Origin of the sequence: Enterococcus sp. FSL R5-0957 (genome assembly GCF_038008005.1) — a bacterium.
GTDB lineage: Bacteria > Bacillota > Bacilli > Lactobacillales > Enterococcaceae > Enterococcus_B > Enterococcus_B faecium.
The window spans coordinates 1,855,284-1,877,016 of the sequence record NZ_JBBOYG010000001.1 but is presented as its reverse complement, the minus strand read 5'-3'; the positions used below and the strand labels follow the sequence as shown (position 1 = coordinate 1,877,016).

Genomic DNA, 21,733 nt, shown 5'->3' with positions numbered 1-21,733 from the left:
AAAATGTAAAGAGGGCGAAAATATGAGTTTTCAAGTAATGCTATCAGATGAGCAATCAGCTTCTTTAAAGCAATACGTTTTTGAATTGACCAAAGAATCTATTGCGGAAGCTAAAAAAGTAGCAAGTTTGGATAAACCGTTTTTAAAACAAAATGAAATGGCGAAGTACTTAGGTATTTCAGTAAACAGCCTTAAGAAATTAGAGAGTTACGGGCTTAAAACAGTAGCGATCGATGGTTTAAGATTGTACTCAAAAGAAGAAGCAGTCAAATTTTTATTAGATCACCAAAAATAATCACAAATACGTGTGGGGCGTAGAAAAATTTTGGAGGGAGTAACATGTTTAAATTGGTAACGTCAGTTTTCTAGTTTAACAGAAGTAAAGGAATAATCATGATTGAAGGAAAAAGAAAAAGCCTTATCCACAACAGTCTTGGCGGACAGTGGAAAGGCAACGAGATTGGTATAAAACCCATATCTTTTTCCTTAATTATATCATTAGCTGCAAAAATATTAAAGTTAAATTCATGTTTATACCCGACAATTCATCGGATATAAAACCAAATGGAGGGAATACAAAAAATGTACGATTTATCAGAAGTTAATGCAAAACTAGAAGAAATTAAGGATCTATCTTTCTTTACACGAGAAAGCTTAGAACGTTTGAGAGGCTTAAAACTTAACTATGACAATTTGAAAGAAAACTCTACTTCCCTCTTAGCTCACGAAACAGCTCGCTTGTTACCGCCATTGTTGGCTTTAAATTATGCGATAGCGGAAAAAATTGACGAACTTCAAACAAAACTACCATAACGGTACTTATCAGGAGGGTTACAAAATGATTTATATAGGAAAAGTTAGACCGAGTATTATGGAGCCGCCAGTAGAGCAAAGTATTATTCAATTCTTTTCAGAATATAACCCGATTGAGGTTGTTGTTCCTGATGATCCAGAAAAACAGAAGGAGTTAAAAACGATTAGACTAGACGGTTTTATTGTGGGAGAAATGAAAGCATTAATACGAAAAAACGAAAATTTAATCAGTCGCGATTGTCTAATTTTAGATTTAGATGACGTAGTTATATCGGAAAGCGAACTAGTCGAAAAGATTAGTAAGAAATTCAAAAAGTTTGATTATGTGCTTTACCCCACTGTAAGCCACGGTTTCAAAGGCGTACGTTATCGCTTGGTTATCCCTTTAGATAAACCAGTGAGGGAACAAGAATATAAATTGTTAGTGTCTTTCTTTTCTGAAAAAGTTTTGAGCGATATTATCCGTATGCCAGATTTATCTAATCTAACATGGTCGCAAATACAGTTACTACCAGTGACGACTCAGCACGTCACAAGAGAACAGATAATCATTTCTAAGGGAGAAAAATCATTGCCGGTAGAAGAAGCATTATTAGGAGCTAAACGGTGGGGAAAAGAATACTCTTTACTAACTAGTTGCGTTCGTTCCACACCGTTATACAAAGATGTAACCCGTTTTAAGAAAGGCTGTTTACGCTACCGAAATACCACTACAGAATTGCTTGAGAGCCTTGTAATAGGCTGTGAGGAAGGAAATAGAAACAATCGAATAGCGCAGCTTACTGGGGGGCTTTTAGCTCGCGCGGTTGACGTCACACTAGCTTTTGAATTGGTTAAGGTGGCAAACAGCTATTTTCAAGAACCGTTATCGGAAAAAGAAGTAGAACAAACATTTCTTTCGATTGCAAAAAAGGAGTTGGGCGTTGATTGAGTGAATTAATCGAATTACAAAACATACAAAAAGAAAATTTAGAACGAGCGAAAAAAAATCTCCCCAAATGGGTTTACTATAATGAAAAGGGAGCTTTAAAAGTTAATACTCAACAATTAGCCTATGAAGTTATAAAAGAAATACCAATGATAATAGCGCCCGACGTGTCGTTTGGAGCTAGGTTCGACAAAAACATTGGTGCATGGCGATTAGACAGCCTTAGAGATTTTTTAGACGTATATATCACGGATAAACTTGAACCCATAGGCATGTGGAACATTAGAACTTTAAATGAAACGAAAACATTTATTTTTATAAGAATACGAGATATCACGTTAACAGAAAATCCTTTTGATCTTAGTAATCCGTGTTTAGCAAACTTCAAAAACGGGACTTATAATATCAAAACTGGTGAAATGAAAGATCACGATATAAAAGATTATATTTTACAAAGCCAAGAATATGCAATTGATCCACAAAATAATCAGAAACCAGAAAAAACTCTCTCATGGTTGAATGATCTAACAGGAGATGAAAAGAGCGTTACGTATCTAATGGAAATGATTGGCTACTGCTTTTATCGTTCATATGTATTAGTATTTTACAAGGGAACGGGCAAAATGGGAAGTCAACTTTCTTGAATCTATTAACTAAGATACTAGGGAAGAACAATGTGAGCAATGTAACTTTACAAGATTTAGGAAATAGCCAGAATCGTTTTTCTAGTAGTAACTTATATCAAAAATTAGCGAATGTCTTTGCGGATATTAATTCTGAATTTATAAAATCCACTGGTTTATTAAAGGCTTTGACTGGTGGCGATAGATTGGCAGCCGAACGAAAAGGAAAAGACGCTTTTATGTTTGTTAATTTTGCTAAGCTGATATTTAGTGCGAATGAACTACCAGCTTTTAGTGACTTCACAACAGGCTTCGAGCGTAGATTATATGTAGTGCCTTTTGATTGTGTGATAGATGAAGCATTCAAAGAAAAACACGATTTAAAGGCGATAGAAAGCGAAATACCGGCTTTTACAGTAGAGTGCATGAAAATGTTCAATCGAGCGTTAGAACGCAAGGAAATGACCGTATCGGACAAGATGAAACAAACTAAAGACAAATGGTTAAAAGAATCGAACCATGTGGCACGATTTCTTGAAGAAATGTGTGACATAGATATGGAATCAAACGAGGGCGATTCTTCCAAAATGATTTATGAAGAATATCAAAATTTCTGTTTTAGAGAAAGCATAAGAGAATTATCACAGCCAAGATTTACTAAACAACTTGAAACGTTAGGAATATATAAGAAGAACCCAAGAATAAACGGGCAAAGAATGAAGAGATATATCCACCTATTTTTAAAACCTAATATTTTTTAACGCTAACAACTAAAAAAAACCGAACCACCCGAACCACGTGTTAGAAACGTTGATACAACAAGCTTTTAATCATTTTCAAAAAGCTAAAAACTCGAACCAAACTCGAACCAAAAAGCGAACCACTAAAAAAAGAAAAAAAACGGTTCGGATACTGGTTCGGGAACGGTTCGGGTATGTTCGATAAAACAAGGCTCGCAAACGTTGATATAAAGGTATTTGTAAAGGCGGTTCTGGGTGGTTCGGGTATTTTTTTAATTGTTGTACTAAAAAAATACACACAGTTTTTTGTTACGGAAAACAACAACATAATAACTATACAAGCAGTGAAAAAAGTGAAAAAATATGTTATAATAGGAGTGTAAAGAATGAATAAATTGATTATTGTAAAGAATGGCAAAAAAACAGAAGTGACACCAGTAGAATATGGCGAGATCATTATTAAGTTTTCTGACGGCGTTCCAGTCTACATTACGAAAAAAAGCGGAGAACAAATTTAATAAAGCTGACTAGACAAAGCTAGAGGCTACTTCATACATGTATATGTGTGCGGTAGTCTCTTTTTTAGTAAATGGATATTTGTGACCATGTAGATATTGACGACGACCTAACGAATCGTTACCTCAGGTAAAAAACAAGGAGAGAGAACAATATGCGATTAATAGAAACTAGAAACGATTATAACAGAAGAAGAGTAACGGATATTCAGACAATGAACAAACGAGAATTAGAGTTGAAAGTGACAAGGACAAACAAAGAAATGTTAATGAAGGCATTAGTTAGAAAGTATGGAAAACGAAAAGCATTAGAATGTTTCGATGAATACTTTACCAAGATAAATAAATTTGATACAGATCGTGATAGAAAAGACTTCATAAAACTAGTGTTAGGAGAATAAAAAAATGAATACAATTATCAATATTTCTAACTTACCAACAGATGAAAGCAAAGCGAAAAAGTTTAAAGATATTATCGATACAATGAAAGCTGAAGCTTATCAAGCTTTTAAACGAATTGATAAAGATGAAATCGAGAAGAAAAAGCTAGAGCTAAAAAATAAGATAAATGAATTGGTCGTTATAAAAGCGGTGGAGCCTTTGAGAACTTCAGAGATTGACGAGCAGTTAATTCAATTGAACAAACAAATGGAAGGTTTAACGGTTGATACTGGAGCCAATGAAACGACTATAAGGGAGTATGTACTTAATAATCATTTAAAAGAGTTAAGAGAAGCGTATATAGAAGCGCAGGAGGAACACAAAAAAAATCATAAAGCATGGTTAGAGTTTGATGAGCAATTGAAAAAAGAATTGGAGGAAGTGAAAAAACAAAAAGTCCATTTTCTCTATGATCCAGACTTTAATTTGAATGAACGGTGGTTAAATGATTACTTACGTTTTACGGATAAAGACATGTACGACATTGGTTTGGAAAAAGTTTAACCCCCCCCTATGTCGCTAGAACGAAGAAAATCGATGCCCTCCCTTCTCGGTAAAAAATTCCCTTTAGAAAATTTGTAAAGTGCCGCCACCATATCAGTTATAGAAGTGGCAGCTAAGGCACACGGTTCTTTTATTCTTTCACTCCTTTCCCTTTTGTTTCACTCCTTAGAACGGCATTGCAAATGGCAGTGTCGTTTCTTTTTTTCATTGGTTGATATATAGGCATGATTTATTTCGCAGTGTGTACGTTTTGTTATAGTCCTTATTTCTATCTAAACAAGTGGGGTCGTGGTTTACGCCCTTAGCTTTTTTATTTATAACAAGTGAGGTAGCAAAACGCTAGGTCGCCTTGGTTTAATATATATGGTTTATTATTATGTATATGCCCCACATGTAACTAGTTTTTTTGAATGCCATTTTGAATGCTATTCATATGAAATTTAATAAAAATATGTGATAGATTTTTTTAAAAGCAACAAAAAAAAACGTTGCTATTTAGCTACTTTGAAAAGCTTTGATATTTATAACTTTCTTTATCCAGTAGCTCAAGAAGCTTAATTGAATCTTGTGATTAAATTGGAATCAGAATGTTTTGATAACTATCGTTTTCAATTGATGGAAGCTATATTGTTTGCTATCAGTGAAATAATTATATGGTAAACAGTGTTCTTTTTCTTGTTTCCATTATAAAAATCGTATCGGGATTTTTCGTTCTTTTAAATTGAACATTTCTATCTATCCGCGTGTTATCAACAAAACAAAATCAGGTAAATAGTTGACGAAACAGAAATAAATACATAGTATTATGTTTTGAAGCCTAAGTACAACAGTCTATAGAAAAGGAGCGATACCATTGGCAAAACGCATTGACCGAATTTATATGTATGTCAAAGAAAAAACCGCTCATTTAACAAAGGCAGAATATGATCAAGGAGTAACAACACAGGAAATTGCTGAAGTGTTAGGAATCCAACGAACGAATAGCAGTAAGGATCTGAATCAGCTAGTGCGCGAAGGAAAATTGATAAAGACAGACGGACGACCAGTACGTTACATATATCAAACACTTGTTACGCACGTAAAGCCAGTTACAAAACATGTAGTCAGTTACAAAGAAACGCCGGTCTCTGAAGAAAAAAATACACTCCAAATAGATACTAAGGATATCTTTGCAAAAATCATTGGAGCTAACGGCAGCATGAAAAATTCAGTGGAACAGGCAAAAGCTGCGATCTTGTATCCGCCAAGAGGATTAAATTGTTTGATTACAGGACCTACTGGATCAGGAAAGACTTATTTTGCACACGCGATGTATCATTTTGCAAAAGCACATCATGTAATAGATGAGGAAACGGAACTGATTGTTTTCAATTGTGCTGATTATGCCAATAACCCTGAGCTTTTGATGAGTCATTTATTTGGGTACGCAAAAGGTGCTTTTACAGGCGCAGATGAAGAAAAAATGGGGATTATCGATCAAGCGGATGGCGGTATGCTGTTTTTGGATGAGATTCACCGGTTGCCGCCTGAAGGTCAAGAAATGATCTTTTACTTTATGGATCATGGAACTTACAGTCGTCTTGGGGAAACAACGAAATCCCATGAAGCAAATGTACGGATCGTAGGTGCGACCACAGAAGACCCAGGTTCTTCTCTATTAGAAACTTTTGTTCGGCGTATCCCGATCAATATCAAACTTCCGGCTTTTGAAAAACGTCCTGCAAATGAGAAAGTCGATTTAGTAAAAATCATGATTGCCCACGAAGCAAACCGCACGCAGCGAAAGATTTCTTTGACAGAAGATGTAGCAAAAGCATTGATCGGCAGTGTGACCTATGGAAATATAGGACAATTGAAGTCAAATATCCAGTTAGTATGTGCACGAGGATTTCTAAATCATATGCAATCACCCGAAATCTCGATCACAATCGATGATTTGACAGAAGGGATTCGTAGCGGATTGATTCAATTAGCAAGCAACCGCAGTGCAATGGCAGAGCTTTCTAAAATATTGGAGCCAAAGATAACTGTAGCACCAAATGATACGATCATGAAAATCCAATCGGACTCCTATGAGTTACCTTATAATCTATATGATATCATCGGAGATAAAGCAGCTTTACTGAAGTCGGATGGTTTGGATCAAGAAGCAATCAATCATTTCATTTCTACAGATATCAACATCCATCTGAAGTCTTTCTATAAAGACCATGGTTTTTCTTTTAATGCAGACAGCAAATTAGCAGAATTTGTAGATCCGAAAATCATAGAAGTGACCAATCAGATTTATGTAATGGTCAAAAGATCTTTACCATATGAGTTTCAGCAAAACTTTATTTATGCTATGAGCTTGCATATCAGTTCTTTTTTGAAAAAAATCAACTTAGGAGAAGAACGGCATACGAATGATAACATCCGTGAGATGGCTTTTGATTTTCCAGATGAATATGCTGTTGCGGAAGAAGTGCGTAGTTATATCGAAACGTATTTTCAAGTGGAGATTCCAGAAAGTGAAGACTACTATTTGACTGTTCTACTCGTCTCGTTACGGGCGAACCAAGCAAGCGGCAGAATCGGTGTAGTCGTTGCGGCTCACGGAAACAGCACAGCAAGCAGTATGGTCCAAGTTGTCCAACAGTTGTTAGATGCAGAGAACGTACGAGCAGTAGACATGCCTTTGGATATGGATCCAAAAACAGCATTGGATCGAATTGAACGCAATGTACAAGAAGTAGATGAAGGAAGCGGGGTCATACTCTTAGTAGATATGGGGTCCCTTGCGTCGTTTAATTCGCAAATTCAAAGAGACACTGGGATTCCAGTACGTACTGTTGATATGGTAACAACTTCTCTAGTTTTGGAAACTGTACGAAAGGTCTCAGTATTAGGGACAGATCTAGATATGTTGCATGAATCATTGAAAAATTTTCGAGGTTACGCAGAAATATCTTCTGTAGAATCTGTTCAGGAAGCAAAACCTATTCATAAGAAAAAAGCTGTTTTGGCTATCTGCGCATCTGGCGAAGGTACAGCACAAAGAATCAAAGAATTGATCGAACGAGCGGTAAACAAGCGTCAAGAAACAGAATTAGAAGTTCTAGCTTTGTCGATTGTGGAAGTGAAAGAAGAACTGCCAGTTATCCAAAAAGAATATCAGATCATAGCTACTACTGGGATTACTGATTTGAATATCCAAGCCCCATTTATTCCTTTAGAACGTTTTATTGATCAAAATATCGAAGTCATTTTGGATCAGTTGCTGATGGAATCAGAATTGGAGGAAACTGAATTCATCTCCCTAGATGAAGAGTCAGCTAAAAATACGTGTGTTGAGTTTATCTCTGATAACTTCATCTTTATTAATGGTAGTAAGTTAATCGATCCAATGTGGCAATTTTCTACACAAATCTCTCAGACGACGGGAATCGGCGATGAAGAATATGGATTCAAAATCAACCTAGTGATGCACACAGCAGGAATGATCGAACGTATTATTCGGAATGAACCATTGACTGTGGAAGAAAACGAATTGACAAATACAACGAATGATCCTCTTTATAGCCAATTGGCAGCCTCAGTTGTTCTGTTGGAAGATCAGATAAAAGTAAAAGTGCCGATAGAAGAAATGTATTATCTGCTACGTCTAGTCCATAATCAGTTAGATAAAAAAGAATACACTGTGCCATGAATACACAAAACCGATACACTTTTATAGTGTATCGGTTTTGTGTATTGGTTAAGAATCCTTTAAATTCAATTAGTGTATCGTAAAAAAGTTGGCACGCTTTTTGCTTATAGTAGTGTGTGCTAGGAGGTGGTTTGTTCACACAGAAATGATAGGGGTTTCTGTGAAGTAGTGAGGAAGAAGGAGTTTTGCAGATGGATATTCGATTGGCACGTATAGATGATCGTTTAATCCACGGGCAAGTCGCAACAGTTTGGTCGAAGCAAACAGGTGTTGAACGTATCATTGTGATCAGCGATGTAGTCGCTCAAGATAAATTGAGAAAGTTTCTACTAAAAGAAGCTGCACCGCCGGGGATCACAGCAAATGTAATAACCGTGCAGAAAATGATTCAAATCTATCATAGTGGATTATTATCACGAGCAAAAGTGATGCTTTTATTCACCAATCCCCAAGATGTTGAAGCGGTTGTCCGCTGCGGTGTACAGTTGAAGTCGTTGAATATCGGCGGCATGAGTTTTACTGAAGGCAAATCAATGATTACCAATTTTGTTTCAGTAAATCAACAAGATATTGATTCCTTTCGTTACTTGAACAGTCAAGAAGTGGAGTTAGAGATTCGAAAAGTACCTGCTGACAGGAAAATCCTTTTGATGGAACTACTAGCGAAAATCAAAAAGGTGTAGCAAGAATGGTTGTTGGAAAAGGTCAAATAATTCTGTTGTAATGGTTAGCAATTATTAATATTTTTGAATTTGTTACAACAAAAGTAAATAGGAGGTATAAATATGGTAGGGATTATCCTAGCAAGTCATGGGCAATTTGCTGAAGGAATCTTACAATCCGGTTCAATGATCTTTGGCGAACAAGAAAACGTCAAAGCCGTGATTTTGAAACCAAGTGAAGGTCCAGATGACTTGAGAGCCAAATTGGAAGAAGCGGTTGCTTCTTTTGATAATCAAGACGAAGTGTTATTCTTAGTTGATTTATGGGGCGGAACACCGTTCAATCAATCAAACACATTATTCGAAGAGCACAAAGATAAATGGGCAATCGTCAGCGGTTTGAATTTACCAATGTTGATTGAAGCCTACGCATCACGCTTTTCAATGGAATCTGCTCATAAAATTGCAGCACACATTATTGAAACAGCAAAAGACGGTGTAAAAGTAAAACCGGAAGAATTAGAACCGGCAGAAGCACCGAAAGCAGCAGTTGAAGACGCACAACCTAAAGGAGCACTTCCAGAAGGAACTGTGGTCGGAGACGGGAAAATCGATATTGTATTAGCACGTGTTGACTCACGTCTGTTACATGGACAAGTTGCGACAGCTTGGACAAAAGCAGTGCAACCAAACCGTATTATCGTTGTTTCAGATGCAGTATCAAAGGATGATCTGCGTAAGAGACTAATCGAACAAGCTGCTCCTCCAGGTGTAAAAGCAAATGTTATTCCTATTAGCAAAATGATCGAAGTGGCAAAAGACCCTCGTTTTGGAAATACCAAAGCATTGCTTTTATTTGAAAATCCTGAAGACGTATTGACAGCTGTTGAAGGTGGCGTGGACATCAAAGAATTAAATGTTGGATCAATGGCGCATTCGGTTGGTAAAGTCGTTGTAAGTAAAGTATTGTCTATGGGACAAGAAGATGTTGAAGCGTTTGAGAAGCTTAAACAAAAAGGTGTGAAATTCGATGTACGTAAAGTACCTAATGATTCACGCGATAACATGGATGATATTTTGAAAAAAGCAAAAGCTGAATTAGCAAAAGCTGAATTAGCAAAAGCGTAATAAATAATATTAAAATTTATAGGAGGCTTATCATGTCTATTATTTCAATAATTTTAGTCGTATTAGTTGCCTTTCTAGCTGGTATGGAAGGTATTCTTGATGAATTTCAATTTCATCAACCACTAGTGGCGTGTACATTGATCGGTTTAGTTACCGGTAACCTCGAAGCTGGTATCGTACTTGGCGGTACGCTTCAAATGATCGCTTTAGGTTGGGCAAATATCGGTGCCGCTGTAGCACCAGATGCTGCATTAGCATCAGTAGCATCAGCAATTATTTTAGTTTTAGGTGGACAAGGTGTTAAAGGTGTTCCTTCTGCGATCGCGATTGCCGTTCCTTTGGCTGTTGCAGGGTTGTTCTTAACAATGATCGTACGTACAATCGCTGTTCCAATCGTTCATTTGATGGATGCGGCTGCTGAAGAAGGAAACATCCGTAAGGTTGAAATGTGGCACATCATTGCTGTATGTTTACAAGGGGTTCGTATCGCGGTCCCAGCAGCAGCGTTGCTATTTATCCCAGCACAAACTGTGCAATCATTCCTTGAATCAATGCCAGCATGGTTAACAGATGGTATGGCTATCGGTGGGGGAATGGTCGTAGCTGTGGGTTACGCTTTGGTAATCAACATGATGGCTACAAAAGAAGTATGGCCATTCTTCGTTATTGGTTTCGTTGTAGCTGCAATTTCTCAATTAACATTGATTGCTCTAGGTGCTTTAGGTGTTGCATTAGCTCTTATTTACTTGAACCTTTCTAAAATGGGTGGTTCATCAAATAATGGAGGCGGAAGCAACTCTGGTGACCCTTTAGGCGACATTTTGAATGACTATTAATCTTGAAGGAGGAAAATAAAATGGCAGAAGAAAAAATCAAATTATCAAAAAAAGATCGTTTAGCTGTTGCGTGGCGCTCTACCTTCATTCAAGGTTCATGGAACTACGAACGTATGCAAAACGGTGGCTGGGCATTTTCTATGATTCCAGCAATCAAAAAATTATACAAAACAAAAGAAGAACGTTCTGCAGCATTAAAACGTCACTTGGAATTCTTTAATACACACCCATACATTGCTTCTCCAATTTTAGGGGTTACATTGGCACTGGAAGAAGAACGTGCGAATGGCGCGCCTGTTGATGATGTAGCGATTCAAGGGGTTAAAGTAGGTATGATGGGTCCTTTAGCTGGCGTTGGTGACCCAGTGTTCTGGTTTACAGTACGTCCAATGCTAGGTGCACTAGGTGCTTCATTAGCTATGGGAGGAAATATCCTTGGACCAATCATCTTCTTCTTAGGTTGGAACATTATTCGTTGGGCATTCATGTGGTATACACAAGAATTTGGCTACAAAGCTGGTTCTAAAATTACTGATGACCTTTCTGGCGGATTGTTACAAGACGTAACAAAAGGTGCTTCAATTTTAGGGATGTTCGTATTAGCTGCCCTGGTACAAAGATGGGTATCAATCAAATTCTTACCAGTTGTATCAACTGTAAAATTAGATAAAGGTGCTTACATCGAATGGGATAAATTGCCTTCAGGTGGTGAAGGAATCAAGAGTGCATTTGAACAAGTTAATAATGGCTTAGCCCTTTCTCCTGAAAAGGTAACAACATTACAAGACAACTTAGACCAATTGATTCCTGGTTTAGCTGCATTAGGGTTAACATTGTTATGTATGTGGTTGCTTAAGAAAAAGGTTTCTCCAATCGTTATCATCCTTGGTTTATTCGTAGTCGGTGTTGTTGGACACGTCATCGGACTTTTATAATCCATAAAAATATAGCTCGGGCGTTGTCCCGAGCTTTTTTTATATAGTATACTGTTCATAAACAAATATCTGGAGGGAGAAAATGGTTCAATCAATCAATACAAAAGTAGACTTGGTAATTGATGCTACTTCGTTTACGGGTCTGACAGATTACGGGCAAATCATGATAGGTGATAATGGTTTTGAGTTTTACCATGCGCGAGATAGACGCAAATATATCCAAATTCCATGGGAAGAAGTGGATTATGTACTAGCATCAGTCATGCTAAAGGGAAAATGGATTCCTCGATATGCCATTCAAACGAAAAAAAATGGTACATATACATTTTCTTCCAAAGAACCTAAAAAAGTACTTCGTGCGATCAGAGAATATGTAGATGAAGATAGAATGGTCCAATCATTGAGTTTCTTTGATGTAGTGAAACGTGGTATTCGTAGTATGTTTAAACGCAAGTAAAAAATAAAGAAAACTTCTAAGAGGAGGTTTTCTTTATTTTTTTACTTTGCAGAAGAAAATATGAAATAGCAAAACCAATTATTTGTCCCCTTTAAATCCCATATGCTAAAATTGATTAGCAAAGAAGGAGGTTATATTATGAGTTGGTTATGGACATTGATTGTTGGAGCCGTGATCGGAGCAATTGCAGGTGCAATCACCAGTAAAGGAAATTCGATGGGCTGTGTAACGAATATCATTGCTGGACTAGTCGGTTCAAGTATTGGACAAGCGATTTTCGGCGAATGGGGACCAAAAGCTGCAGGTATGGCACTTATTCCATCTATTTTAGGCGCAGTGATTTTGGTAGCAGTTGTCTCATTTTTCTTTGGAAAACGATCATAAGTTTTTACAAAATAGTAAACTAAAAGGAGTTGCAGCGAGACTGTGACTCCTTTTTGGCTTTATTTATTTAAAAGAAAAAGAAGTTTTCCGGAAATTTTTATTTAACTGTCGTGTACGAAGAAAAGTTTGCTATAATAGAAAAAAGCGTGCAAAGAAAGAGGGAGTTTCATTATGATGCTACGTGTAGAAAAATTGCGCAAAAAAATGCAAGAAGAAAATTTGGATTCATTTTTGGTCACCAGTCCGTACAATCTTCGTTACTTAACGAACTTTACAGGTACGACAGGATTAGCTGTTATTACTTTGGAAAAAGCATTTTTTATTACTGATTTTCGTTATACCGAGCAGGCGGCAGCGCAGGCTCAAGGGTTTGAAATTATTAAAAATGTCGGACCTATTTTTGATGAGGTAGCAAACTTAGTACGCAAAGAAGAACTGCACTCATTAGCCTTTGAGGAAACAACAGTCTCATTTTTAGAATATTCGGTTTTAGAAGAAATCATCGATGCGGAATTAGTACCTGTTTCACAGATGATCGAAGAACTCAGAGAAGTGAAAGATGAAGAAGAAATCGCTATTATCGAAAAAGCATGTCATATTGCGGATATGGCATATGATCACATCCTGAAAATGATCCAACCGGGCATGACTGAGATTGAAGTCGCAAATCAACTAGACTTTTATATGCGTTCTCTTGGCGCTTCAGGTGTTTCTTTTGATACGATCGTTGCTAGCGGATTGCGTTCGGCTATGCCGCATGGTGTAGCAAGCAAAAAAATCATCGAACAAGGCGACTTGATCACATTGGACTTTGGTTGCTATTACGAAGGGTACGTTTCCGATATGACACGTACATTCGCTATTGGTGATCCTGGGGAAAAATTAAAAGAAATTTATCAAATAGTCTTAGATGCTCAATTAGCAGTTATTGATGCTGCAAAACCAGGAATGACTGGTGTCCAATTAGACGCAGTTGCTAGAGATTATATTTCAAAACATGGTTACGGGGAAGCATTTGGACATTCTACAGGACATGGGATCGGTCTAGAGATCCACGAAGGACCAAACGTTTCTTCTCGTGCAGAAAAGCAATTTGTACCAGGAAATGTGATCACTGATGAACCAGGGATCTACTTACCAGGAATCGGTGGAGTACGTATTGAGGATGACTTGTTGATCACAGAAGATGGAAATCGTGTGTTGACTCGTTCACCAAAAGAATTGATCATCTTATAGTTTCATCAATAGAAGAAGTAAGCGTAAAAATCAGTGTTCACAGACTTTGTTATAGAAAATCACTCGATTTAATGATACACTATAGAAGAACTTTTAAGCTGTAAGAGATAATAAAGTTGGGTGTTTTCTCCAATTCATAGCAGTTTGCAGCTGATCGGCGGCAGTTTTCTTACCACGTGATCACTATAGCCGCATCATAGAGAATTCGGATGTATCTCGTGCTTAGGCAAAGGGAGGAATAAATAAATGGCAGATGAAAAAAATTTGATTTTAAACGCAAACCAAGATTTAGGAGAGATCGTGATCGCTCCTGAAGTCATCGAAGTAATTATCGGGATTGCAGCTTCTAAAGTAGAAGGCGTATACGGAATGCGCGGAACTTTTGCCAGCAATGTCACTGAATTATTAGGACGTGCAGCTCACGGAAAAGGTGTTTACTTAGCAAACGAGGAAAATGGCTTGAAAGTAGATCTTTACTGTTATCTAGAATATGGTGTTTCAGTTCCTAAAGTAGCAATGGAAATGCAGGAACGGGTCAGCCAGCAAGTCCTTTTCATGACGGATATCGATTTATCTGAAGTCAATATCCATGTAGTAGCTGTTGTTCCTGAAAAATTAGAACAACCAACAATCGAAGAACTTTTTGAAGACGAAGAGGAAGAGAATGAATAAAGAATTATCAAGACACGAGATTCGGGAAATGGCATTGCAGGCTTTATTTCCATTAGACTTCAATGCAGACCTAACAAAAGAAGATGCGATTTTCAACGCAATCGAATTAGACCACCGCGACATGATCAACGAAGATGAATCAGAGTTTGTTCCTGTTTATCTTGATACGCTAGTTGGCGGTGTCTGTGCAAAAAAAGATGAATTGGATAAAGTGATTGAAAAACATTTGAAAAACAATTGGCACATCAATCGGATCTCAAAAATGGATTTGGTGATCTTGCGTATCGCGATTTTTGAAATGACTTATGTGGCAGATGTACCAGCGGCTGTTGCTTTAAATGAAGCAATCGAGTTGGCAAAAACATTTAGTGATGACCGTTCACGTAAATTCGTCAACGGTGTTTTATCCAATGTATTGAAAGAATTAGAAGCTGGGGCGTAAGTCCTAGCTTTTTTCTATGAATCATCATAAACCTGTTATAAATCGGGAAAATTCTATGGTAGAATGAAAACACAAAAAATATCTGGGAGTGGTTAGATGGCAGAATTGATTAACGGAAAAGAATTAGCTGAAAAAATGCAGGCAGAGATTGCTGAAAAAATCCAAAAATTGAAAGATAATGGTATCCATCCCGGATTAGTCGTTTTATTGGTAGGGGAAAATCCAGCCAGCCAAATCTATGTAAGAAATAAAGAACGTGTAGCAAAAGAAATCGGAATCCATTCATTGGTAGAGCGTTATCCTGAGACGATTTCTGAAGACGAACTACTTGCAGAAATTGAAAAATACAATCAAGATCCTAGTTTTCATGGTATATTGGTCCAATTACCATTGCCAAAGCATATAGATGAAGAAAAGATCCTGTTAGCTATCCGCCCTGAAAAAGACGTAGACGGCTTTCATCCGATGAATTTAGGCAGACTCCTTGCGGGTAAACCGGACAAGATCCCTTGTACGCCATACGGCATCATGAAAATGTTTGAAGCTTATTCTATCGATCCTGCGGGCAAACGAGCAGTAGTTATCGGACGAAGCAATATCGTCGGTAAGCCGATGGCCCAGCTACTCTTGATGGCAGATGCAACTGTTACTGTGGCTCACTCTAAAACCGAAAATCTGGCTGAACTGGCACAAGAAGCAGATATCTTAGTCGTAGCGATAGGACGTGGACATTTTGTCACAAAAGAATTCGTAAAACCAGGTGCTGTAGTGATCGATGTAGGGATGAACCGTGATACTAACGGTAAGCTGATCGGTGATGTGAAATTTGATGAAGTGGAGCCTGTTGCAGGCTGGATCACCCCTGTGCCAAAGGGCGTAGGGCCAATGACCATCACGATGCTGATGTATCAAACCATAAAATCTGCCGAAGCTTTTGGAGCAGGTGAATAGATGGCACAAGAATATTTAACTGTCACTACATTAACGAAGTATTTGAAAAGAAAATTTGATGCCGATCCTTATTTAGAACGCGTATATTTAACAGGCGAAATCTCGAATTTCCGTTTACGCGCCAATGCCCATCAATATTTCAGCTTAAAAGATGACCATGCAAAAATATCTGCTATTATGTTCAAAGGAGCATTCCAAAAATTACGCTTCCAGCCAAAAGAGGGAATGAAAGTCCTTGTTGTTGGGCGTATTTCATTATATGAAGCGGGAGGTTCTTATCAAATCTATGTAGAGCACATGGAGCCTGATGGAATAGGTGCTTTATATCAAAAATTGGAAGAACGAAAAGAAAAGCTGATGAAGGAAGGCCTTTTTCAAGGGCCTAAAAAAATGCTGCCACGTTTCCCAAAGCGAATCGCGGTCCTTACCAGTCCAAGCGGAGCGGTTATCCGCGATATCATCACGACGGTGAAAAGAAGATATCCAATTGTCCAATTGGTTTTGTTCCCAACAGTTGTACAAGGAAACCAAGCAGCGGACAATGTTGTCAGGAATATCCAGAGAGTAGAAGAGATGGGCAATTTCGATACAATGATCATCGGTCGTGGGGGTGGTTCGATTGAGGATTTATGGCCGTTTAATGAAGAGCGGGTTGCTCGGGCGATTTATCAAGCTAATACGCCGGTGATTTCATCTGTAGGACATGAAACAGATACCACGATCGCTGATTTAGTAGCAGATGTTCGGGCTGCTACTCCAACAGCAGCTGCAGAATTAGCTGTTCCTGTTTTGTCAGAAGAGTTGATGCGCATTCAAGAACGGCAAGCTAGATTGCAGCAGGCGTTTGTACGCCAGATCCAGCGCAAACAAGAACGGTTCGAGCGTGCTCGACGTTCCTATGTATTTCGGCAGCCTGAAAGATTGTATGAAGGTCAGACCATCAAATTAGACCAGTTGAAACAGCGACTATATCAAGCTACACAGCAAATTTATCATGCGAAAGAAAAACAAACGATCGCATTAAGCCACCAATTGGAACAAGTGGCTCCGCTTTATCGAGTTAAAGCAGCTCGCCAAGAAACTGCTTATCTAGAAAAACGCTTAGAAGAGAAAATCCAACAATATATGAAACAACAGCAGCAGCGTTTTGCTCAAGCTGTTCAATCTCTTGATTTGTTGAGTCCATTGAAAATCATGGGAAGAGGCTACAACTATACGACGTTAAATGATCAAGTAGTAAAAAGTGTCTCCGAGATTCATCAAGGGGATTTGCTGACGATCCATTATCAAGATGGAATCGTTAAAGGACAAGTACAAGAGATAGACAAAGGAGAATAAAAATATGGAAAATCCAACTTTTGAAGAGTCACTGCAAGAATTAGAAAAAATTGTCATGCAGTTAGAACAAGGAGACGTTCCATTAGAATCAGCTCTAGATTCGTTTAAACGAGGAATGGAATTAAGCAAACATTGCCAAGATACATTAGCTAAAGCAGAAGAGACCTTGACGAAAATGATGACAGAATCAAATGAAGAAGTTGATTTTGACGGAAACGAGGAAAGCTGAGATGAGATTAACTGACTTTTCAGCTATTCATCTACCTGCTGTAGAAAAAGAAATCTTGTCTTTTTTAGATGAGCATACAACGGATAGAGGACTCTATGATGCGATGAGTTATTCAGTGAAAGCAGGCGGGAAAAGAATACGTCCCTTATTACTTTTAACGGCCGTTGCTTCCTTTGATGAGCCTATCGATGTTCCCGTCTATCAAGTAGCAGCTGCTTTAGAAATGGTGCATACGTATTCCTTGATCCACGATGATTTGCCTGCGATGGACAATGATGATCTTCGTAGAGGAAAACCTACCAATCATAAAGTATTCGGCGAAGCATTAGCTATATTGGCCGGAGATGGTTTGCTTACAGGAGCATTCCAGCTAATCAGTATGGCACACTTAGGTAATTCTCTTAAGCTTCTGCTGCTTCAGCAATTAGCTGTTTGTGCGGGATCACAAGGTATGGTTGCTGGGCAAGCTGCAGATATCGAGGGCGAATCGAAAAAGCTTTCTTTAGAAGAATTAGCATTTATTCATGAAAGAAAGACAGGGCATTTGATTCGTTATGCCTTGCTGGCTGGTGGCATATTAGCGAAGCAACCTGAAGAAATCTTATTGCTACTTCAACGATTAGCCGAACATTTAGGTTTAGCTTTTCAGATAAAAGATGATCTACTCGATGTGATTGGTACAACGAAAACATTGGGGAAAACAGCTGGTAAAGATGAACGTATGGAAAAAAATACTTACCCGCGTTTATTAGGCCTAGAAAAGACACGTGAGGCGTTGGAGATTGAGCTGTTATCCGCCAACAAGATCATAGACAAATTAGAAGAGGACGTTTTTTCTTTTGATGGCGGGCTGATGCGCCAGATGATCAAGCAATTTGATGTGGAGAAATGAGGGAAAGAATGGAAAAAGAACGCGTAGATGTATTAGCGGTCAAACAAGGATTATTTGAAACAAGAGAACAAGCCAAACGTTCAGTGATGGCTGGTTTGATTTACAACGAAAAAAACGAGCGGTTTGATAAACCGGGAGAAAAAATTCCAGTGAGTAGTGAATTAAGAGTCAAAGGTAAAAAACTTCCTTATGTTTCTCGGGGGGGATTAAAATTAGAAAAAGCACTCAAAGCATTTGATCTATCTGTTGAAGGAAAAACATTGTTAGATATTGGTGCTTCCACTGGCGGATTTACTGATGCAGCTTTGCAAAATGGCGCAAAAATGAGTTATGCTTTAGACGTTGGCTACAATCAGCTAGCTTGGAAAATAAGACAAGATCCTAGAGTCGTCGTAATGGAAAGAGTGAATTTTCGTTATGCAAAACCCGAAGACTTTACCTTAGGAATTCCAGAAGTTGCTGTTATCGATGTTTCTTTTATTTCACTAAAACTGATGCTGCCTCCATTACATGCTATTTTAAAAGAAGAGGGAGAAGTGATTGCTTTAATCAAACCCCAATTCGAAGCAGGCAGAGAAGCTGTAGGGAAAAACGGAATTGTTCGTGACCCTCAGACCCATCAAAAAGTTTTAGAAGACATTTTGTCATTTGCGGCACAAGGTGGATATGATGTGCTGGAATTAAGTTATTCTCCGATCACGGGGGGAGAAGGAAATATCGAGTTCTTGGCTCACTTGAGGAAAGTACCCGAAAGCGGAACAATCAATTCAGCTATTAATATGGCAGAAGTGGTTTCAAATGCACACGAACAGTTTGACCATAAATAAATTGTAACTGTGAAAATCAAGTGAGAAGTATGCGGATTCTTCTTTATTATACCAAGGAAATAAGCTATCATTGATTAAGAAGAATATGCTAAGGAGCGAAGACGTAATGAGAAAAAAAGATCGGCATCGTTTGATTACTCGATTGTTGAGTGAGCAAGATATCCGAAAGCAGGAAGAATTTGTTGAAATCCTGAAAAGCAAAGGAATATCTGTTACTCAAGCTACGATTTCCAGAGATATAAAGGAACTGAAACTGATCAAGGTACCGGCCTCAGATGGCGGCTACCGTTATAGCATACCAGCTGAAACAAACGAAGATGTAAATACTAAATTGGAAAAGCTATTAGAAGACGCTTTCGTGGCAGTTGACCAAATGGAAAAATTTGTTATTTTGAAAACATTGCCGGGAAATGCTTCGGCAGCAGCAAATTTGATTGATAAACGTTACAAGAAAGAATTATTTTCGATTATCAATGATGACGATAATGTTTTGATGATTACACGAACTGAAGACCAGGCAGTTTTATTGAAGAAAGACTTCCTGCATTACCTTTAAGTTGAGGAGCGAATGTGATGCTACAAGAAATCAGTATTACTAACTTTGCGATTATTCCGGAATTGCGGCTTTCTTTTCACGAAGGAATGACCGCGCTGACCGGAGAGACTGGTGCGGGTAAATCCATTATTATCGATGCTTTAGGTCTGTTAGCAGGAGGAAGAGGTTCAAGCGATTATATACGTCAAGGAGCAGAAAAATGTGTGCTTGAAGGGTTGTTTGAACTACCAAAACAAGAAGGATTCTCTGAACTGATGGTTGAATTAGGGATCGAAACAGATGAGGACAATCTGATTGTTCGACGGGATATGTCCTTAACTGGAAAAAATGTTTGTCGAGTGAATGGTCATATTATCACATTAGCTAATCTGAGAAGAATCGGCAGTTATTTAGTAGATATCCAAGGACAAAACGAACATCAGGAACTGCTCCAGCCTGAATCACATCTTGCTTTATTGGATCGTTTTGGAGATGTAGCTTTCCAACAGAAGAAAAAGAGTTATCAGCAAGAATATATCTCTTATCGTGAGCTGGAAAAAAGGGTACGAAAAGTGCAGCAAAATGAAAAATCCTATGTTCAGAGAATAGATATGCTCCATTTCCAGCAAGAAGAAATAGCTGCTGCTGATTTGCAAGTCGGAGAAGAAGAGAAATTAAAAGAAGAAAGAGAAAAACTTAGCAATTATCAAAAAATTGCTGATGGATTAGCTGCAGGTTACGGAGCACTGACGAATAATGAACAAAACAGTGTAGATGGTGTTGGCTTGGCCGTTTCAGAACTGCAAGGGATCGCCCATCTAGATGTGGAGTATGAAGCAATTTATGAAAATATCCAAAGTGCTTACTATTTGCTGCAAGATGCAATCGGCGATATGAGTCGTCAGATTGATTTATTGGAGTTAGATGAGAGTCGTTTAGAAGAAGTGACGCAACGTTTAGAATTAATCCGACAGTTGAAACGTAAATACGGCGAATCCATTGAGTCAATATTGGCTTACTATGACGAAATCACCGAAGAGCTAGCTTCTTCTGATTTTTCAGAAGGTCAATTGGACAAAATGAAAGAGGAACTAGAGCAAAAAGAGCTTCTACTTCAGCAACAAGCCGCAGATCTTCATGAAGCGCGTAAAAAAATCGCAAAAGAATTGGAAAAATCCATTCTGCATGAATTGAAAAGTCTGTATATGGAAAACACTGAGTTTGAGGTACGTTTCTTAAAAGAAGAAAATAGACAATTGAATCATGATGGATTTGACCAAATCGAATTTTACATTACGACCAATCCAGGAGAGCCACTGAAGCCTTTGGTGAAAGTCGCTTCTGGTGGCGAACTGTCTCGGATGTTGCTTGCTTTGAAAACTATTTTTTCTTCTGAGCAAGGTGTGACAAGTATTATTTTTGATGAAGTGGATACAGGTGTGAGCGGAAGAGTTGCACAAGCCATCGCAGATAAAATTTCTCAAATATCGAAATACTCTCAAGTTTTGTGCATCACTCATCTGCCTCAAGTTGCTGCAGTCGCCGACTATCAATATTATATTGTGAAAGCAGTGATTGATGGACGTACGCAAACTTCTGTTTCAGAGTTGAAAACAAAAGAAAGAGAAGAAGAAATTGCACGTATGCTGGCTGGAAGTGAGATTACAAAACTCACACTCGAACATGCAAAAGAACTATTGAAACTCGCAAAAAGGACCTGAGCCACCTCGCAGTGGTTCAGGTCCTTTTCAGCAGCTGATAGCTATATTTTATTTTTACATGACACTCATTACAGCAGTCAATACAACAGATCCAATCGTTAAAATCAGCATTGTCCAAATGACAAATTTTGTTACTTTAGCAAAAGTACTTGTTTGTTTTTTTTCACGCATTGTTTTCAACCTCGTCATTAATTAGTTGATTCAAGTGTACAATCTTTTTGCCATTTCCACAAGAG

At 38.0% G+C, this 21,733-nt stretch carries 26 protein-coding genes; 25 read left to right on the top strand and 1 reads right to left on the bottom strand.

Features of this window, described 5'->3' with window-relative positions:
• Positions 1-22: 22 nt before the first annotated feature.
• The 25 genes from MKX69_RS09125 to recN all read left to right on the top strand — a co-directional run bounded on the left by MKX69_RS09125 (position 23) and on the right by recN (position 21,497).
• Entirely contained in the window at positions 23-295 is a 273-nt protein-coding gene (locus MKX69_RS09125) for a DNA-binding protein (protein ID WP_270097013.1), read from the top strand.
• A gap of 287 nt (positions 296-582) precedes the next feature.
• On the top strand, positions 583-813 hold the full coding sequence (locus tag MKX69_RS09120; protein WP_270748135.1) for a hypothetical protein: 231 nt from the start codon (positions 583-585) through the stop codon (positions 811-813).
• A gap of 25 nt (positions 814-838) precedes the next feature.
• On the top strand, positions 839-1,744 hold the full coding sequence (locus MKX69_RS09115) for a primase alpha helix C-terminal domain-containing protein (protein WP_341009881.1): 906 nt from the start codon (positions 839-841) through the stop codon (positions 1,742-1,744).
• Positions 1,741-2,385, top strand: coding sequence for a hypothetical protein (locus MKX69_RS09110; RefSeq protein ID WP_341009879.1), 645 nt, complete (start codon positions 1,741-1,743; stop codon positions 2,383-2,385). The genes MKX69_RS09115 and MKX69_RS09110 overlap by 4 nt, the downstream gene beginning before the upstream one ends.
• Positions 2,382-3,125, top strand: a complete 744-nt coding sequence (locus MKX69_RS09105; protein ID WP_341009877.1) for a DNA primase family protein — start codon at positions 2,382-2,384, stop codon at positions 3,123-3,125. The genes MKX69_RS09110 and MKX69_RS09105 overlap by 4 nt, the downstream gene beginning before the upstream one ends.
• Positions 3,126-3,490: 365 nt before the next feature.
• Positions 3,491-3,622 (top strand): hypothetical protein, encoded by a 132-nt coding sequence (locus MKX69_RS09100; RefSeq protein ID WP_257464193.1) that lies wholly within the window; start codon positions 3,491-3,493, stop codon positions 3,620-3,622.
• A gap of 152 nt (positions 3,623-3,774) precedes the next feature.
• Positions 3,775-4,020 (top strand): hypothetical protein, encoded by a 246-nt coding sequence (locus MKX69_RS09095; RefSeq protein WP_341009871.1) that lies wholly within the window; start codon positions 3,775-3,777, stop codon positions 4,018-4,020.
• Positions 4,021-4,024: 4 nt separating this feature from the next.
• Positions 4,025-4,564, top strand: a complete 540-nt coding sequence (locus MKX69_RS09090) for a hypothetical protein (protein ID WP_341009869.1) — start codon at positions 4,025-4,027, stop codon at positions 4,562-4,564.
• An 880-nt stretch (positions 4,565-5,444) separates the two neighbouring features.
• On the top strand, positions 5,445-8,252 hold the full coding sequence (locus tag MKX69_RS09085; protein WP_341010538.1) for a sigma 54-interacting transcriptional regulator: 2,808 nt from the start codon (positions 5,445-5,447) through the stop codon (positions 8,250-8,252).
• A gap of 191 nt (positions 8,253-8,443) precedes the next feature.
• Positions 8,444-8,935, top strand: coding sequence for a mannose/fructose/sorbose PTS transporter subunit IIB (locus tag MKX69_RS09080; RefSeq protein ID WP_002289455.1), 492 nt, complete (start codon positions 8,444-8,446; stop codon positions 8,933-8,935).
• Between the two features lie 102 nt (positions 8,936-9,037).
• Positions 9,038-10,042 carry a mannose/fructose/sorbose PTS transporter subunit IIB gene (locus MKX69_RS09075; RefSeq protein ID WP_131774333.1) on the top strand — a complete coding sequence of 335 codons (1,005 nt, stop codon included), beginning with the start codon at positions 9,038-9,040 and terminating at the stop codon, positions 10,040-10,042.
• 32 nt (positions 10,043-10,074) lie between these two features.
• Positions 10,075-10,878, top strand: a complete 804-nt coding sequence (locus tag MKX69_RS09070) for a PTS mannose/fructose/sorbose transporter subunit IIC (RefSeq protein WP_002294546.1) — start codon at positions 10,075-10,077, stop codon at positions 10,876-10,878.
• Between the two features lie 20 nt (positions 10,879-10,898).
• Entirely contained in the window at positions 10,899-11,813 is a 915-nt protein-coding gene (locus MKX69_RS09065) for a PTS system mannose/fructose/sorbose family transporter subunit IID (protein WP_002286670.1), read from the top strand.
• An 82-nt stretch (positions 11,814-11,895) separates the two neighbouring features.
• Complete coding sequence (locus MKX69_RS09060; protein WP_002286668.1) at positions 11,896-12,270, top strand: DUF956 family protein; 375 nt, start codon at positions 11,896-11,898, stop codon at positions 12,268-12,270.
• Between the two features lie 138 nt (positions 12,271-12,408).
• Positions 12,409-12,654, top strand: coding sequence for a GlsB/YeaQ/YmgE family stress response membrane protein (locus MKX69_RS09055; RefSeq protein WP_002286666.1), 246 nt, complete (start codon positions 12,409-12,411; stop codon positions 12,652-12,654).
• A gap of 171 nt (positions 12,655-12,825) precedes the next feature.
• Positions 12,826-13,890 (top strand): M24 family metallopeptidase, encoded by a 1,065-nt coding sequence (locus MKX69_RS09050; protein WP_002286665.1) that lies wholly within the window; start codon positions 12,826-12,828, stop codon positions 13,888-13,890.
• A 246-nt stretch (positions 13,891-14,136) separates the two neighbouring features.
• Positions 14,137-14,562, top strand: coding sequence for an Asp23/Gls24 family envelope stress response protein (locus tag MKX69_RS09045; RefSeq protein WP_341009862.1), 426 nt, complete (start codon positions 14,137-14,139; stop codon positions 14,560-14,562).
• Positions 14,555-15,004 (top strand): transcription antitermination factor NusB, encoded by a 450-nt coding sequence (gene nusB, locus MKX69_RS09040; protein ID WP_139902429.1) that lies wholly within the window; start codon positions 14,555-14,557, stop codon positions 15,002-15,004. Before MKX69_RS09045 ends, nusB begins: the two co-directional genes overlap by 8 nt.
• A gap of 96 nt (positions 15,005-15,100) precedes the next feature.
• On the top strand, positions 15,101-15,955 hold the full coding sequence (locus MKX69_RS09035) for a bifunctional methylenetetrahydrofolate dehydrogenase/methenyltetrahydrofolate cyclohydrolase (RefSeq protein ID WP_139902432.1): 855 nt from the start codon (positions 15,101-15,103) through the stop codon (positions 15,953-15,955).
• Positions 15,956-17,293 carry an exodeoxyribonuclease VII large subunit gene (xseA, locus tag MKX69_RS09030; protein ID WP_139902435.1) on the top strand — a complete coding sequence of 446 codons (1,338 nt, stop codon included), beginning with the start codon at positions 15,956-15,958 and terminating at the stop codon, positions 17,291-17,293.
• A 4-nt stretch (positions 17,294-17,297) separates the two neighbouring features.
• The gene (locus MKX69_RS09025) at positions 17,298-17,522 is read left to right on the top strand and encodes an exodeoxyribonuclease VII small subunit (protein WP_002286657.1); all 225 of its coding nucleotides are present in this window, start codon (positions 17,298-17,300) and stop codon (positions 17,520-17,522) included.
• Position 17,523: 1 nt separating this feature from the next.
• Positions 17,524-18,414 (top strand): polyprenyl synthetase family protein, encoded by an 891-nt coding sequence (locus MKX69_RS09020; RefSeq protein ID WP_341009854.1) that lies wholly within the window; start codon positions 17,524-17,526, stop codon positions 18,412-18,414.
• 8 nt (positions 18,415-18,422) lie between these two features.
• Complete coding sequence (locus MKX69_RS09015) at positions 18,423-19,241, top strand: TlyA family RNA methyltransferase (protein ID WP_002286655.1); 819 nt, start codon at positions 18,423-18,425, stop codon at positions 19,239-19,241.
• Between the two features lie 106 nt (positions 19,242-19,347).
• Positions 19,348-19,797: an arginine repressor gene (locus tag MKX69_RS09010; RefSeq protein WP_139902440.1), complete on the top strand. Its 450-nt coding sequence runs from the start codon at positions 19,348-19,350 to the stop codon at positions 19,795-19,797.
• A gap of 17 nt (positions 19,798-19,814) precedes the next feature.
• A complete protein-coding gene (gene recN, locus MKX69_RS09005) occupies positions 19,815-21,497 on the top strand; it encodes a DNA repair protein RecN (protein ID WP_002286651.1) in 1,683 nt (560 codons plus the stop codon).
• A gap of 54 nt (positions 21,498-21,551) precedes the next feature.
• On the opposite strand, the gene MKX69_RS09000 is transcribed toward recN, so the two are convergent.
• Complete coding sequence (locus tag MKX69_RS09000; protein ID WP_002291876.1) at positions 21,552-21,668, bottom strand: DUF4044 domain-containing protein; 117 nt, start codon at positions 21,666-21,668, stop codon at positions 21,552-21,554.
• Between the last annotated feature and the right edge of the window lie 65 nt (positions 21,669-21,733).